The 13,845-nt window shown below is 66.3% G+C and carries 15 protein-coding genes; 7 read left to right on the top strand and 8 right to left on the bottom strand.

The annotated features are described in order from the left end of the window. The first annotated feature begins 1 nt into the window (after position 1). Entirely contained in the window at positions 2 to 484 is a 483-nt protein-coding gene (locus AWB83_RS01130) for a hypothetical protein (RefSeq protein WP_087042408.1), read from the top strand. A gap of 2 nt (positions 485 to 486) precedes the next feature. On the opposite strand, the gene cydB is transcribed toward AWB83_RS01130, so the two are convergent. Together cydB and AWB83_RS01120 are read right to left on the bottom strand one after the other, a co-directional pair. Then, the gene (gene cydB / locus AWB83_RS01125; protein ID WP_087042407.1) at positions 487 to 1,494 is read right to left on the bottom strand and encodes a cytochrome d ubiquinol oxidase subunit II; all 1,008 of its coding nucleotides are present in this window, start codon (positions 1,492 to 1,494) and stop codon (positions 487 to 489) included. Between the two features lie 44 nt (positions 1,495 to 1,538). Beyond that, positions 1,539 to 3,005: a cytochrome ubiquinol oxidase subunit I gene (locus tag AWB83_RS01120; RefSeq protein WP_087042406.1), complete on the bottom strand. Its 1,467-nt coding sequence runs from the start codon at positions 3,003 to 3,005 to the stop codon at positions 1,539 to 1,541. A 245-nt stretch (positions 3,006 to 3,250) separates the two neighbouring features. Between AWB83_RS01120 and sugE the strand changes: the two genes are divergently transcribed. The 6 genes from sugE to AWB83_RS01090 all read left to right on the top strand — a co-directional run bounded on the left by sugE (position 3,251) and on the right by AWB83_RS01090 (position 8,929). Continuing rightward, positions 3,251 to 3,571 carry a quaternary ammonium compound efflux SMR transporter SugE gene (gene sugE, locus AWB83_RS01115; RefSeq protein WP_087042405.1) on the top strand — a complete coding sequence of 107 codons (321 nt, stop codon included), beginning with the start codon at positions 3,251 to 3,253 and terminating at the stop codon, positions 3,569 to 3,571. A gap of 253 nt (positions 3,572 to 3,824) precedes the next feature. Then, a complete protein-coding gene (locus AWB83_RS01110; protein ID WP_087042404.1) occupies positions 3,825 to 4,454 on the top strand; it encodes a DUF4126 domain-containing protein in 630 nt (209 codons plus the stop codon). Between the two features lie 83 nt (positions 4,455 to 4,537). Further along, entirely contained in the window at positions 4,538 to 7,054 is a 2,517-nt protein-coding gene (locus tag AWB83_RS01105) for an ABC transporter permease (protein ID WP_374729040.1), read from the top strand. A 21-nt stretch (positions 7,055 to 7,075) separates the two neighbouring features. After that, positions 7,076 to 7,498: a group II truncated hemoglobin gene (locus AWB83_RS01100; protein ID WP_087042402.1), complete on the top strand. Its 423-nt coding sequence runs from the start codon at positions 7,076 to 7,078 to the stop codon at positions 7,496 to 7,498. A gap of 106 nt (positions 7,499 to 7,604) precedes the next feature. After that, positions 7,605 to 8,336: an alanyl-tRNA editing protein gene (locus AWB83_RS01095; protein ID WP_087042401.1), complete on the top strand. Its 732-nt coding sequence runs from the start codon at positions 7,605 to 7,607 to the stop codon at positions 8,334 to 8,336. 2 nt (positions 8,337 to 8,338) lie between these two features. Continuing rightward, on the top strand, positions 8,339 to 8,929 hold the full coding sequence (locus AWB83_RS01090) for a DUF924 family protein (RefSeq protein ID WP_087042400.1): 591 nt from the start codon (positions 8,339 to 8,341) through the stop codon (positions 8,927 to 8,929). A 22-nt stretch (positions 8,930 to 8,951) separates the two neighbouring features. On the opposite strand, the gene AWB83_RS01085 is transcribed toward AWB83_RS01090, so the two are convergent. The 6 genes from AWB83_RS01085 to AWB83_RS01060 form a co-directional block, all read right to left on the bottom strand. Further along, positions 8,952 to 9,698, bottom strand: a complete 747-nt coding sequence (locus AWB83_RS01085; RefSeq protein WP_087042399.1) for an SDR family oxidoreductase — start codon at positions 9,696 to 9,698, stop codon at positions 8,952 to 8,954. 12 nt (positions 9,699 to 9,710) lie between these two features. Then, positions 9,711 to 10,295 carry an LOG family protein gene (locus AWB83_RS01080; RefSeq protein WP_087042398.1) on the bottom strand — a complete coding sequence of 195 codons (585 nt, stop codon included), beginning with the start codon at positions 10,293 to 10,295 and terminating at the stop codon, positions 9,711 to 9,713. Next, on the bottom strand, positions 10,295 to 11,020 hold the full coding sequence (locus AWB83_RS01075) for a TetR/AcrR family transcriptional regulator (protein ID WP_087042397.1): 726 nt from the start codon (positions 11,018 to 11,020) through the stop codon (positions 10,295 to 10,297). The genes AWB83_RS01080 and AWB83_RS01075 overlap by 1 nt, the downstream gene beginning before the upstream one ends. A gap of 143 nt (positions 11,021 to 11,163) precedes the next feature. Further along, the gene (locus tag AWB83_RS01070; protein ID WP_087042396.1) at positions 11,164 to 11,715 is read right to left on the bottom strand and encodes a diacylglycerol kinase; all 552 of its coding nucleotides are present in this window, start codon (positions 11,713 to 11,715) and stop codon (positions 11,164 to 11,166) included. Then, a complete protein-coding gene (locus tag AWB83_RS01065; RefSeq protein ID WP_087042395.1) occupies positions 11,712 to 12,743 on the bottom strand; it encodes a glycosyltransferase family 4 protein in 1,032 nt (343 codons plus the stop codon). Before AWB83_RS01065 ends, AWB83_RS01070 begins: the two co-directional genes overlap by 4 nt. An 80-nt stretch (positions 12,744 to 12,823) precedes the next feature. Further along, positions 12,824 to 13,789, bottom strand: a complete 966-nt coding sequence (locus AWB83_RS01060) for a UDP-2,3-diacylglucosamine diphosphatase (RefSeq protein WP_374729039.1) — start codon at positions 13,787 to 13,789, stop codon at positions 12,824 to 12,826. Between the last annotated feature and the right edge of the window lie 56 nt (positions 13,790 to 13,845).

Below are 13,845 nucleotides of genomic sequence, written 5' to 3'. Positions count from 1 at the left end.
CATGCCCATCGTCGTCGCATTCGTCGTCCTGGCGCTGCTGATCTACGGCGCCGTGTGGTCGTTCAACGCGCTGCACGCGCATTTCGGCCTGGGCGTGGCCGTGGGCGTCGCGGTGATGGTGGCGCTCGCCATCGTGGCAGGCATCATGCGCTGGATCGCGAGCCGGCGCGAGATCGCGCCGAATCTGCGCAAGGGAGAGCACGGCGACTGGACGCACGAGCTCGAGACCGACTGGGGCGGCGTGCGGATCGCGGCGGCCAAGCGCCTGTGCGACGTGCGCGTCGGCGACGAGCGCGGCAGCTACATCTTCGCGGACTTGCGCGGTGCGCGCATGCAGGAGCCGGGAAGCGCGAACGGCGCGTGGCAGGTCGTGCTCGACGTGCAGGACGCGAAGCACGGCGAATGGAAGCTGCCGATGCGCGATCGCGGCGAGGCGCGCAAGTGGGCGCGCATCCTGTCGCTCGCGACCCGGCAAAGGCTCTGACGCTATTCGGCGTGATAGCCCATATCGCCGCGCACCTTGCCGCGAAACACCCAGTACGACCAGATCACGTAGATCACCAGCACGGGCAGAAGGAACATCGTGCCGATCAGCAGAAACTGATGCGACAGCGGCGCGGCGGACGCATCCCACAGCGTGACCGACGGCGGCGCGATGAACGGCCACAGGCTGATGACGAGCCCCGTGAACGCGAGAAAGAAGAGTCCGATGGAGCATAGAAACGGCACGACCTCGCGGCCTTTCGCGAGGCTCGACCAGAGCGTCCACGCGAGCAGCACGGTGAGCACCGGCACCGGCGCGAACACGAAGCTCTGCGGGAAGCCGAACCAGCGCGCCGCGATGCGCGCGTCCTTGAGCGGCGTCCACAGGCTGATGAGCAGGATGAATGCGATCACGCCGAGCAGGGCGTAACGCGCCATCTGGCGCCCCCATTCCTGCAGTTCGCCCTCGGTCTTGAGCACGAGCCAGGTCGTGCCTTGCAGCGCATAGCCGAAGATCAGCCCCACGCCGACCAGCAGGGGAAACGGCGCGACCCAGTTCCAGCTCGTGCCCGCATAGACGCGGCCTTCGATCGGAAAGCCCTGGATGAACATGCCGAGCACGACGCCCTGCGCAAACGTCGCCACGAGCGAACCGCAGCCGAATGCGGTATCCCAGAGCCACTTGCGCGCGCCGATCACCTCGCGGAACTCGAACGCGACGCCGCGAAAGATCAGCCCGAGCAGCATGAAGAGAATCGGGAAATAGACGGCCGGCACGATGATCGCGAACGCGAGCGGAAACACCGCGAAGAGTCCGCCGCCGCCGAGGATCAGCCAGGTCTCGTTGAAGTCCCAGACGGGTGCGACGGAGTTGATCATCAGGTTGCGCGATTCGGCGTCGCGGCGCAGCAGGAACATCATGCCGACGCCCAGATCGAAGCCGTCGAGCAGCACGTACATGAACACCGCCAGCGCGAGAATGGCAGCCCACAACGGCACGAGATCGAGCATCGCGTTCTCCGGTTTCGTTCGTCCCTGTTCGGCTCGAGGCGCGTCTACCTGCGTCCGCGTCCCGGCGGCACGATATCGTCATCGCTCACCGGCCGCGATGCGCCGTCCGCGCCCGCCGATACCGCCGATACCGCCGAGAGCGGGCGCGCCGCGCGCGTCTTCGCATCGAGTTCGTCCTTTTCGTGCGCATGCGCCGCCTCGGCCGGCCCGACGCGCACCAGCCGCCGCAGCAGGAAAAATCCCGCGCCGAAGATCACGCAGTACGCGAGCACGTAGAGCAGCCACGACAGGCCGACGTCCGATGCGGTGAGCGATGGCGTCACCGAATCTTTCGTGCGCAGGATGCCGTACACGGTCCACGGCTGGCGGCCCGCTTCGGTGGTCGTCCAGCCGGCGATCACGGCGATGAAGCCGAGCGGCATCGCCCAGGTGGCGCAGCGCAGCCAGCGCGTGCTCGTCTCGACCTTGCCGCGCGCGAAGATCACGATGCCCCACAGCACCAGCACGAACATCAGGAGCGCCACCCCGACCATGATGTGAAACGCGAAGAACACGACGGCGACGGGCGGCCGGTCCTCGCGCGGAAAGTCCTTGAGGCCGCGCACGAAGCCGTTCGGATCGTGCGTGAGATAAAGGCTGCCGAGCACCGGAATCGAGATCTCGAAGTGGTTGCGTTCCTCTTCCTGATCGGGAATCGAGAAGATATTGGCCGGAATGCGCGTGCCGGATTCCCACAGGCCTTCCATCGCGGCGAGCTTGGCCGGCTGGTGCTTCAGCGTGTTGAGACCGTGCGAGTCGCCGAGCACCATCTGGATCGGCACCATGATGATGAGAAAGATCAGCGACATCTTCACCATCACGCGGCTTTCTTCCAGCGCGCGCCGCTGCAGCAGATACATCGCCCCGACGCCGAGAATCACGAAGCCCGTGGTCACGAGAAACGCGCTCACGGTGTGGCCGAGCCGGTACGGAAACGAAGGCGTGAAGATCACGTCGAAGAAGCTCACCACCTCGAAGCGGCCGTCGGGCAGCATGCGATGCCCTTGCGGCGTCTGCATCCAGCTGTTGACCGCGAGAATCCAGAACGACGAGATCACCGTCCCCGCCGCGACGAAGATCGCCGACATCACGTGCGCCCACTGCGGCACGAGCTTGCGCCCGAAGAGCAGCACGCCGAGGAACGCCGATTCGAGGAAGAACGCGGTCAGCACTTCGTAGCCCATCAGCGGGCCGACGACGTTGGCGGTCGCATCGGAGAAGCGGCTCCAGTTGGTGCCGAACTGAAACGGCATCACGATGCCCGACACCACGCCCATGCCGAACGAGACCGCGAAGATCTTCAGCCAGAACGCGGAGAGGCGCCGATAGACGTCGCGCTTCGTGACCCACCAGTTGAATTCGAGCGTGGCGATGAAGCACGACAGGCCGACCGTGAAGGCCGGCAGCAGAATGTGGAACGCGACGACCCACGCGAACTGGAAGCGGGAGAGCAGGACCGAATCGACATCCATGAACGCTCCTTTGTTCTGGCTTCTTGAACCGGACATGTCGAAGGGTGCGCCTCGCGCGGGCGCTTTCCGCATTAATACACGCTTTTGATGACAGCGGCCACGCGCCGCGCGACCAGGCGTCGCGCACGCCGCGCCGCGGATGCACCAATTTGGTACAATTTCGGCTTTCGGCTCAAGGCCATGCGGACGACCGCATGCGCATCGTTTCATCGGGGACGGCCCCATTTTTTCAAGGGAGTCGCTCGATGTCCTGGTTTCTTCTCTTCATCGCCGGTCTGCTCGAAGTGGCATGGGCCGCCGGTCTCAAGTCGTCCGAAGGCTTTACGCGCCTCTGGCCCTCCGTCTTTACCCTCGTCACGGCAACTGGCAGCTTCGTGCTGCTCGCGATGGCCATGCGCCAGCTGCCGCTCGGCACGGCTTACGCCGTCTGGACGGGCATCGGCGCGGTCGGTGCCTTCGTGTTCGGCATCATGTTCATGGGCGAGGCGTTGTCGGCGGCGCGCGTCCTGAGCGCGGTGCTGATCGTCGCGGGCCTCGTCGGGCTCAAGCTCTCGTCGGGGCACTGAAAGCGCTTCCGTTGCGCTGGCGCACCGGGAACGGCAATCGCCCGGACCGTTGCTGCACCGCGCGTGTTTGCGTGGATATAATGGTCTGAGGTCAACCGGTTTTCGTCCGATTCCTACGTCCCGAGGCTATTCGAGGTATCTTCGTGGATATAGGCGGCTTTTTTCGATATCTTCCGGAAAGACCGCTCTTTTATGCCGGCCAAATCGCCCGATAGCGGCGCATGCCGGCGGCTGGCGCATCAAGGAGGCGGCAATGCTTGAGTCACTTTCGCTCGCAGCGGGCCTTTCATGGGCGAGCGGGCTGCGCCTGTACCTCACTGTCTTCATCGCCGGCATGTTCCAGCGCATGGGGCTCGTCCACCTGCCGGATTCGCTTGCCATACTCGGCTCGCCCTGGGTCATCGGCGTCGCGGCGGTGCTCACCATCGTCGAATTTCTCGCCGACAAGATTCCCGCCGTCGATTCCCTGTGGGACGCCGTGCACACGTTCATCCGCATTCCGGCGGGCGCCGTGCTCGCGGCCGGATCGCTCGGCCACGCCGATCCCGCCATGCTGACCATCGCGGCGCTCGCGGGCGGCACGCTCGCCGGCGCGTCGCATTTCGCGAAGGCGGGCACGCGCGCGCTCATCAATCTCTCGCCGGAGCCGGTGTCGAACTGGGCCGCGTCGGCGACCGAGGACGTCGGCGTGCTGGCGGGCATCACGCTCGCGCTGTTCGTGCCGCTCCTGTTCCTCGTGCTCGTGCTGGTGTTTCTCGTGCTCGCGGGCTGGGCGCTGCCGCGGCTCGCGCGCGGCGTGCACGGCGGCGTGTCGCGCATGGCCAAGCACATGTTGCCTGGCACCTACACGCGCATGAACCGGCTGCGGAGCAAGCACGATTGAGCACGGCAGCCAAGGACGATCCATCCCCGCGTAGCGCGACGTACAAGGCCGGCCCGACCCACGGCACGGTTCGGCTCGATCTCATGCAAACGGTGCGCCAGGCATGGCGCATGACCGCGCGCGACTGGCGCGCGGGCGAACTCACGATGCTCCTGCTCGCGCTCGTGCTGGCCGTGGCCGCACTGTCGAGCGTCGGCTTCCTCGCTGATCGCATGCGCCAGGGGCTCGCGCGCGACGGCCGCCAGATGATCGCCGCCGACTTCGTCGTGCGCGCCGATCATCCCGTCGATCCGATGTTCGCGACCGAGGCGAAGTCGCTCGGCCTCGAGACGGCGGGCACCACGATATTCCCCAGCATGATCAGCTCGACGTCCGCCCAGCCGGCCTCGCGGCTCGCGGCGATCAAAGGCGTGACGCCCGGCTATCCGTTGCGCGGCGCGCTGCGCATCGCGCCCGGACCCGACGCCGCCGATGCACCCGCGCACGGCATTCCCGCGCCCGGCACGGTGTGGGTCGATCCCGCCTTGCTCGACGCGCTCAAGACGAAGGTCGGCGGCACGGTCAAGGTCGGCACGCGCACGTTCACGGTCGCGGGCGTCATCACGCGCGAGCTCGACCGCGGCTTCTCGTTCGTGAACTTCTCGCCGCGCCTCATGATGCGCGCCGACGAGATCGCGGGCACGGGCCTGATCGGCTACGGCAGCCGCGTGACGTACCGATTGCTCGTCGCGGGCCCCGACGACCAGGTGGCGCAGTTCGCGAAGTTCGCCCGCGAGAACGTCGATGGCGGCAAGCTGCGCGGCGTCGCGCTGGAGTCGCTCTCCGACGGCCAGCCGCAAGTGCGGCAGACGATCGACCGCGCGAGCCATTTCCTCACGCTCGTGTCGCTGCTGACCGCGCTGCTCGCGGCGGTCGCGATCGCGATGGCCGCGCACCGTTTCGCGCGGCGGCATCTGGACGGCTGCGCCGCGATGCGCTGCCTCGGCGTGAGCCAGCGCACGCTGCGCGCGCTCTTTCTGAACGAATTCCTCGCGATCGGCCTGACCGGCAGCGTGGCGGGCGTCGTGCTCGGCTTCGGCGGCCATCTCGTGCTCCTGAACTGGCTCGGCTCGCTCGTCGATGTCGAATTGCCGCAGCCGGGCATCTGGCCGGCGCTGCAAGGCATCGCGATGGGCCTCGTGCTGTTGCTCGGCTTCGCGCTGCCGCCGCTTCTGCCGATCACGCGGGTGCCGCCGGTGCACGTGATCCGCCGCGAGCTCGGCGACGCGCAGCGCGTCGCGCATGCGGCGTACGGCGTCGGCGTGGTCCTGTTCGCGGCGCTGCTGATTCTCGCGGCGGGAGAATTGAAGCTGGGCGGCATCGTCGCCGGCGGTTTCGCGGCGGGCCTCCTGGTGTTCGGCGTAATCGCGCGCGCGGCGCTCTGGGCGGCGGCGCGCTTCGTGCGCCGCGAGAGGAGCCGCGCGGGCGTCGGCTGGCGCTACGCGCTGGCGTCGCTCGAGCGGCGCAGCGGCTCGAGCGCGCTGCAGATCACCGCGCTCGGCATCGGCCTGATGTGCCTTCTGCTCATCGGCATGACGCGCAACGATCTCATCAAGGGCTGGCGCGACGCGACGCCGCCCGACGCGCCGAACCAGTTCCTCATCGACATCCAGCCGGACCAGCGGCAGGGAGTGCTCGACTATCTGCACACGCACGGCCAGCCCGACGCCGCGCTTTCGCCGATGGTGCGCGCGCGGCTCGTGGCCATCGACGGCAAGCCGGTGAATCCCGACAACTACGACAAGCCCGATGCGAAACGGCTCGTCGACCGCGAATTCAACCTGTCCTATACGACCGAATTGCCGGACGACAACCGCGTGACGCAGGGCGGCTGGTTTGGCACGGACGCGAAGCCGCAGGTGTCGATCGAAGAGGGCATCGCGAAGACCATTCACGTGAAGCTGGGCGACATGCTGCGTTTCGACGTCGCCGGGCTGCCGGTCGAAGCGCCGGTCACGAGCGTGCGCAAGGTCGACTGGAACTCGTTCAAGGTCAACTTCTTCGTGCTGATGCCGCCCGAGGCGCTCGCCGACCTTCCGGCCACTTTCATCACGAGCTTCCATCTGCCCGAGAGCGGACAGCGCGTGATCGACGGCCTGGTGGCGCGCTATCCGAACGTGACGGCCATCGATGTCACGCCGATCCTCGCGCAGATCCATCGCACGCTCGCGCAGGTGATCGGCGCGGTGCAGTTCCTCTTTCTCTTCACGCTCGCGGCGGGCGTGCTCGTGCTGTACGCCGCGCTCGCCGGCACGCGCGACGAGCGCATGCGCGAATCCGCGCTGCTGCGCGCGCTCGGCGCGTCGCACCAGCAGGTGCGCTCGGTGCAGGTGGCGGAGTTCGTCGCCGTGGGCGCGCTGTCCGGCCTGATGGCGGCGCTCGGCGCGCAGGGCATCGGCTACGTGCTCGCCGCTCGCGTGTTCGAGTTTCACATCGATTTCAATCCGTGGCTCGTGCCCACGGGCATCGTGGCGGGCGTCGCGTGCGCCGCGCTCGGCGGCTGGCTGAGCCTGCGGCGCGTGCTGGCGCGTCCGGCATTGCAATCCCTGCGCGATGCGTAGTTTTTCTGTCGCTTTCAACCGATGACCGAAGTCAATTCCCAATCCCGCGACGATGAAGTGCAGAAGCCGACCGCCTTCGAGCTGATCGGCGGCGAGGAGCGCGTGCGCGCGCTCGTCGATCGTTTCTACGATCTGATGGATCTCGAACCCGAGTTCGCCGGCATCCGGGCGCTGCATCCGCCGACGCTCGACAATTCGCGCGACAAGACGTTCTGGTTCCTGTGCGGCTGGATGGGCGGACCGGATCATTACATCAGCCGCTTCGGGCATCCGCGTCTGCGGGCGCGGCATCTGCCGTTCGCGATCGCCTCGGGCGAGCGCGACCAGTGGCTGCGCTGCATGGCCTGGGCGATGCAGGACATCGGCGTGGATGAGGCGTTGCGCGAGCGTCTTCTGAATTCCTTCTTCGATACCGCCGACTGGATGCGCAACCGTCCCGGTTGATTCGCTTCGTTTTGTATCGGGTCGGCGGGTGCGCGTCTGCTGCATCATGTCCGCTCGAAGGCGCTCGTGGGGCGCCGATCCCCGAATACAGCAAGGAAGCAAGATCATGAGCACACGCGCACTCTTTCGCGAGGACGCCTATCTGACGCATTGCGAGGCGACCGTCACCGCCATCGACGAGCAGGGCATTCATCTCGATCAGACCGTGTTCTATCCGCTGGGCGGCGGCCAGGCGGGCGACGCGGGCCGGCTTGCGCTCGCGGACGGCACGGTCCTCGCGATCGCCGATACGCGCAAGGCCAAATTCGAAGGCGCGACGCCCGACGACGCGGTGCATGCTCCCGCGCCCGGCCAGGATGAAGCGCTTGCGAAGCTGAAAGTCGGCGACAAGGTGGGCGCGCAGATCGACTGGGAGCGGCGCTATCGCCATATGCGGCTGCATACGGCGAGCCATCTGATCTGCGCGGTGCTGCCGTTTGCGGTCGACGGCTGCAGCATCACGAGCGAATACGCGCGTCTCGATCTGGCGACGGTCGAGCCCATCGAGCGCTACACGGTGGAGGCGAAGCTTAACCAGCTGATCGGCGGATCGCATGCGGTGAGCACCGAGTGGATCACCGACGACGAAATGGCCGCGCGCCCCGAGCTCGTGCGCACGATGAGCGTGAAGCCGCCGATGGGCCTCGGCCGCGTGCGCCTGCTGCGCATCGAGAACGTGGACTTGCAGCCGTGCGGCGGCACGCACGTGCGCAACACGGACGAAATTGGCGGCCTGCGCATTGCCAGGCTGGAGAAGAAGAGTGCGCGCACGCGGCGGCTGGTGCTGGAGCTGGCCTGAGCATGTCCGCCGCTATCGATCCTCGCGCGCAGGAAATCCTCGATCTCTGGTTCGGCGCGCCGGATTCACCCGAGTTCGGGACCGATCGCAAGCTCTGGTGGAAGAAGAAACCCGCCTTCGATTCGCTGCTGAGCGAACGCTTCGGCGCGTTGCTCGAAGCCGCGCACGAGGGCGGCCTGCAGGCGTGGGAACGCACGCCGCTGTCGATGCTCGCGCTGATCGTGCTGCTCGATCAGTTCTCGCGCAATTGCTTTCGGAACACGCCGCGCGCATTCGCGGGTGACGACCGCGCGCTCGCGCTGGCGCGAACACTGGTCGATCGGGGCGACGATCGGCGCCTGCCGAGCGCCTATCACCGCGCGTTCGCCTACATGCCCTTCGAGCACGACGAGTCGATGGAAAGCCAGCGCGAGGCACTGCGGCTCTTCGCGAAACTGACCGACGAAACCGGCGTCACGTCCTTTTACGAATCGGCGGTGGAGCACGCGGAAGTCATCGAGCGCTTCGGGCGCTTTCCGCATCGCAATCGCATTCTCGGGCGCGACATGCGGCCCGAGGAAGAAGCCTGGCTGGCGAAGCACGGCGGGTTCTGAATCCAGCCCGCCGGCCCGGGCGTTACCTTCCGCCCGTCACGTCCAGAATCGCGCCCGTCACATACGACGACTCATCCGACAGCAGCCACACGATCGATTCGCCGACTTCGTCCGCTGTGCCGGGACGTCCGAGCGGCGTCTGCACGCCGAGCACCTGAGCGCGATCGGGCTTGCCGCCGCTCGCGTGGATCTCGGTTTCGATCAGACCCGGGCGAATGGCATTCACGCGCACGCCTTCGCGGCCCAATTCTTTCGACAGCCCGAGCGTGAGCGTATCGATCGCGCCCTTGGAGCCGGCATAGTCGACGTATTCGTTCGGTCCGCCCAGGCGCGCCGCCGCCGACGAGACGTTCACGAGCGAGCCGCCCTTGCCGCCCCGCGAGACCGACATGCGCCGCGCCGCCTCGCGCGCGCAGAGATACGCGCCGAGCACGTTGATGTCGAAGATGCGCTTCATGCGGGTGATGTCCATGTCCGCGAGCGCCGAGCCGGGCGCGACGATGCCCGCGTTGTTCACCACGCCGTCGAGCTTGCCGAAGGCCTTTTCGGTGGCGTCGAACATCGCGATGATCGCGGCTTCGTCGCTGACGTCGCCCTTGATGGCGATCGCCTTGCCGCCCGCCGCCCGTACCGCCGCGACGGTTTCATCCGCGGCGCCCGCGTTCGACGCATAGTTCACGCCGACGGACCAGCCGCGCTTGCCCGCGAGCACGGCAGCCGAGCGGCCGATGCCGCGGCTCGCGCCGGTAATCAGGATGACTTTGGACATCGATTAGGTTCCTCAGACGACGTTGCGTTTCTCGGACCACTTGTCGTGCGCCGGCGGGGTATAGGCCGCGAGCTTCGCGATCATCTCTTCCGGCCTGGCCGCGACCTGGATGATGTCCAGATACGGCGCGCGCATGAAGCCTTCTTCGACGGTGTGACGCAGCATCGCCATGAGCGGATCGTAGTAGCCGTTCACATCCAGCAGGCCGACCGCCTTCTGGTGATAGCCGAGCTGCGCCCACGTATAGACCTCGAAGAACTCCTCGAACGTGCCGACGCCGCCGGGCATGGCGACGAAGGCATCCGACAGATCGGCCATCATCTTCTTGCGCTCGTGCATGTCGGGCACGACGTGCAGCTCGGTCAGATCGGTGTGGCCGACTTCCTTCGCGAGCAGCAGTTCGGGAATCACGCCGATCGCGCGTCCGCCCGCGGCGAGCACTTCATCGGCGATGAGGCCCATCAGGCCGACGCGGCCGCCGCCATAGACGAGCGAGAGATCGTTTTGCACCAGGGCGCGGCCGAATGCCTTGGCCGCTTCGGCATAGATCGGGCGGGCTCCGGTCGCGGAGCCGCAATAGACACACACTGCTTTCATTACCGGGAATCCTTTGTTTCGGTCTTCGATACATCGTCGCGCGGCGGCAGGAAGTCCGCGAATTCGCGCTTCGGCAGCTTACCGGAGACGAGGTCGTCGAAGAGCTGGCGCGAGCGTCCGCGCAGGTACGGCGCCATGATCGAGATGATGTGCAGGCTCGCCTGATGCAGCTCCGCGCGAATCGCTTCCTGATCGTTGTACTTGCGCGGATTCATCACGTACTGGTACGAGAGCCAGTACGTGGCGATCACGCCCATGTTCGTCGCGATCACCTTGATCTCTTCGGGCGTGGCGACCATCTCCTGATCGGCTACGAGCGCCTCGCACAGCTGGCTCGCGAAATGCACCTTGTGCGTGATGATCTGCTTGAAGTGCGTCTCGAGCGTGCGGTTGCGCGCGAGCAGGTCGTTCAGGTCGCGATAGAGGAAGCGGTAGGTCCAGAGGAAGTCCGCCATGTACTGCAGGTACGACCACATCTCGTCGATCGTCGGTCGATGATCGTCCGGAAAGCGCAGCCGCTTCTGAATCTGCTGCTCGAACTGCGCGAAGATGCTGTTGATGATGTCGTCTTTGTTGCGGAAATGGTAGTACAGGTTGCCTGGACTGATTTCCATCTCTTCGGCGATCGTCGTCGTGGTGACGTTCGGCTCGCCGATATCGTTGAACAACTTCAGCGACAGCTCGAGTATCCGTTCGCGGGTGCGGCGGGGTGGTTTGGCTTCCATGTCGTCCGACCTTGGCATCGGGCCGCGGCGGCTCGGGATGAGCGTTCGCGCGGCCGCTTCCGTTGCTATTTTTGAGAATGTCGGACGATTATAAACTGGTCGTTCGGCTGCACGGACGCGGCCTCGCGCGGCGGTCTGGTTATTTATAAGATACGCGCCAGCCACGCGGATGCAAGCGGCCAGAGAATCAGACCCCATGTGAGCACGCAGACGGCGAGCGCCACCATCACGGCCGCGCTGCCGAGATCCTTCGCGCGTTTCGAGAGTTCGTGGCGTTCGAGCGAGATGCGGTCGATGGCCGCTTCCACGCTCGAATTGAGCAGCTCGACGATCAGCACGAGCAGGACGGAGGCGATCAGCGCCGCGCGCTCAACGGGCGCGACGGGCACGAACAGGCTGCACGGCAAAAGGATCGCGGCGAGCGTCAGTTCCTGGCGGAACGCGCTTTCCTCGCGGATCGCGACGCGAAAGCCGTAGAGCGAGTTCTTCATCGCATGCCAGGCGCGCGTGAGGCCGCGATTGCCCTTGTACGGATTGAAGGGCAGATCGTCGGGGCTCAACGGCTCGCGCGACTGGGCCGGCGTGTCGTCGACGTCGTCGATGTCGTCGTCGAAAGGATCACGCTCGCGCGGGCGGCCCGGCGCTGCGCGCGCGTTCGCTTCGGCCCGTTCCTGCGCCACGCCGCGTCGGGTCATGCGGCCGCCCGGTCCGAACTCGTCTCGCGCGGTCCGAACTGCCGCAGATGCGAAGCGAATTGCTCCGACGCCGCGCGCCACGAAAAGCGCTCGGCCCACGCGCGCGCATCGGCGCGCTCGATCTTCAGCGCCTGCAGGCAGGCTTCGCGCAGGTCGTCGTGGAGCGCGCCCGGGCCGTTCTCGCCGAGTACGTCGATCGGGCCGGTCACCGGATACGCCGCGACCGGCGTGCCGCAGGCCATCGCCTCGAGCAGCACGAGGCCGAAGGTATCGGTGCGGCTCGGGAACACGAAGACGTCGGCCGCCGCATAAACCTTCGCCAGCTCGGGCTGCGACAGCACGCCGAGATAGTTGACGTTCGTATAACGCGACTTCAGTTCGGCGAGCGCCGGACCTTCGCCCGCGACCCATTTCGAGCCGGGAAGATCGAGCTTGAGGAACGCCTCGACGTTCTTCTCGACCGCCACGCGTCCGACATACAGGAAGATCGGCCGCGCGGTGTTGAGCACCTTCGACTCCATCGGATGGAAGATGTCGAGATCGACGCCGCGCGTCCACAGCACGACGTTGGTGAAGCCGTAGCGCTCGAGATCGCTCTTCACGACGGGCGTCGGCGCCATCACCGCCTGCGAGTGCCGGTGGAACCAGTGCAGGAAGCGATACGTCATCGCGAGCGGGATGCCGAAGCGCGCCTTCACGTACTCGGGAAAACGCGTGTGATACGCCGTCGTGAACGGCAGCTTGTGACGCAGTGCATAGGCGCGAGCGGCGAGCCCGAGCGGCCCTTCGGTCGCGATGTGCAGCGCGTCCGGCTCGAAGGCGTTGATGCGCTCGCCGACACGTCGCCCCGGCATCAGCGAGAGGCGGATCTCGGGATAGGTCGGGCAGGGAATCGTCTTGAATTCGAGCGGCGTGAGCAGTTCCACGCGATGCCCGAGCGCGCTGAGCTCCTTCGTCGTTTGCGTGAGCGTGCGCACGACGCCGTTGACCTGCGGCTCCCATGCGTCGGTAACGATCATGATTTTCATCGGATTCGGCCCAGGTTTTGGTTGCTGCGTTGTGGTTGCTGCGCGGTGGTTGCGGCTTTTTCGATTGGCTGGCGCGACGTTCAGACCGTCGCGCGCGCTCGCGTGGCGCGCTGCGCGGGCGAGCGCATTACGGTCCAGTAGATGACCTTCAGTTCACCGTCATAGGTCTCGACGAGCGCGGAGAGGCTTTCCACCCAGTCGCCGTCGTTGCAGTAGAGAACGCCGTCGATGTCGCGGATCTCCGCCTTGTGGATGTGCCCGCATACGACGCCGTCGCAGCCGCGGCGGCGCGCCTCGTCGGTCATCACGCGCTCGAACTGCGAGATGAAGTTCACGGCGTTCTTCACCTGATGCTTCAGGTACTGCGACAGCGACCAGTAGTTGAAGCCGAGCCTGGTGCGCACGCGGTTGAACCAGCGGTTGAGCAGCAGGATGACGGTGTAGGCGGTGTCGCCGAGATAGGCGAGCCATTTCGCGTGCTGGATCACGCCGTCGAAGAGATCGCCGTGCACGATCCACAGTCGCTTGCCCGCGAGCGTCGTGTGGAACGCTTCGCCGCGCACGTGGATGTCGCCGAACGCGAGGTCGCAGAACTGGCGCGCGGCTTCGTCGTGGTTGCCGGGGATGTAGACGACCTGCGTGCCCTTGCGCGCCTTGCGCAGGATCTTCTGCACGACGTCGTTGTGCGCCTGCGGCCAGAACCAGCCCTTGCGAAGCTGCCAGCCGTCGATGATGTCGCCCACGAGGTACAGATACTCCGACTCGTGATGACGCAGGAAGTCGAGCAGGTACTGCGCCTGGCAGCCGCCCGAGCCGAGGTGGATGTCGGACAGCCAGATCGTGCGATAGCGGTGCGGCGCGTCGGGGGAGTCGCCTGAAACGCCGTCGTGCACCGGCGCGGCGAGACGCGCATCGGCGCAATCCGGCGTGCTCGCGGAGGCGGAATCGGAGGATTCGGTGGATTCTGACCGAAGCGCGAAGGGACCGGCGCGCAGGTCGCCATTGCCGAAGCGGAAAGGGGAAGTCGGTTCGAAGGGCGGGTCGATTGCCGGGTGGGCTGACGAGTTGAAGGCCATTGGCTCGCGCATCGAGTTTCGGTATG

The sequence above is a fragment of the Caballeronia ptereochthonis genome, from assembly GCF_001545075.1.
Taxonomy (GTDB): Bacteria; Pseudomonadota; Gammaproteobacteria; order Burkholderiales; family Burkholderiaceae; genus Caballeronia; species Caballeronia ptereochthonis.
Note: the sequence above shows the minus strand (reverse complement) of the source record. Positions and strands in the feature narration are given on the sequence as shown.

What these genes read in the sequence shown, in the direction of transcription:
- AWB83_RS01120 (WP_087042406.1), bottom strand. Translation starts at nt 3,005, where the DNA reads ATGGATGTCGATTCGGTCCTGCTCTCCCGCTTCCAGTTCGCGTGGGTC.
- AWB83_RS01065 (WP_087042395.1), bottom strand. Translation starts at nt 12,743, where the DNA reads ATGAAAATCATGATCGTTACCGACGCATGGGAGCCGCAGGTCAACGGC.
- sugE (WP_087042405.1), top strand. Translation starts at nt 3,251, where the DNA reads ATGTCCTGGTTTCTTCTCTTCATCGCCGGTCTGCTCGAAGTGGCATGG.
- AWB83_RS01070 (WP_087042396.1), bottom strand. Translation starts at nt 11,715, where the DNA reads ATGACCCGACGCGGCGTGGCGCAGGAACGGGCCGAAGCGAACGCGCGC.
- cydB (WP_087042407.1), bottom strand. Translation starts at nt 1,494, where the DNA reads ATGCTCGATCTCGTGCCGTTGTGGGCTGCCATTCTCGCGCTGGCGGTG.
- AWB83_RS01110 (WP_087042404.1), top strand. Translation starts at nt 3,825, where the DNA reads ATGCTTGAGTCACTTTCGCTCGCAGCGGGCCTTTCATGGGCGAGCGGG.
- AWB83_RS01090 (WP_087042400.1), top strand. Translation starts at nt 8,339, where the DNA reads ATGTCCGCCGCTATCGATCCTCGCGCGCAGGAAATCCTCGATCTCTGG.
- AWB83_RS01095 (WP_087042401.1), top strand. Translation starts at nt 7,605, where the DNA reads ATGAGCACACGCGCACTCTTTCGCGAGGACGCCTATCTGACGCATTGC.
- AWB83_RS01100 (WP_087042402.1), top strand. Translation starts at nt 7,076, where the DNA reads ATGACCGAAGTCAATTCCCAATCCCGCGACGATGAAGTGCAGAAGCCG.
- AWB83_RS01080 (WP_087042398.1), bottom strand. Translation starts at nt 10,295, where the DNA reads ATGAAAGCAGTGTGTGTCTATTGCGGCTCCGCGACCGGAGCCCGCCCG.
- AWB83_RS01105 (WP_374729040.1), top strand. Translation starts at nt 4,538, where the DNA reads ATGCAAACGGTGCGCCAGGCATGGCGCATGACCGCGCGCGACTGGCGC.
- AWB83_RS01075 (WP_087042397.1), bottom strand. Translation starts at nt 11,020, where the DNA reads ATGGAAGCCAAACCACCCCGCCGCACCCGCGAACGGATACTCGAGCTG.
- AWB83_RS01130 (WP_087042408.1), top strand. Translation starts at nt 2, where the DNA reads ATGCCCATCGTCGTCGCATTCGTCGTCCTGGCGCTGCTGATCTACGGC.
- AWB83_RS01085 (WP_087042399.1), bottom strand. Translation starts at nt 9,698, where the DNA reads ATGTCCAAAGTCATCCTGATTACCGGCGCGAGCCGCGGCATCGGCCGC.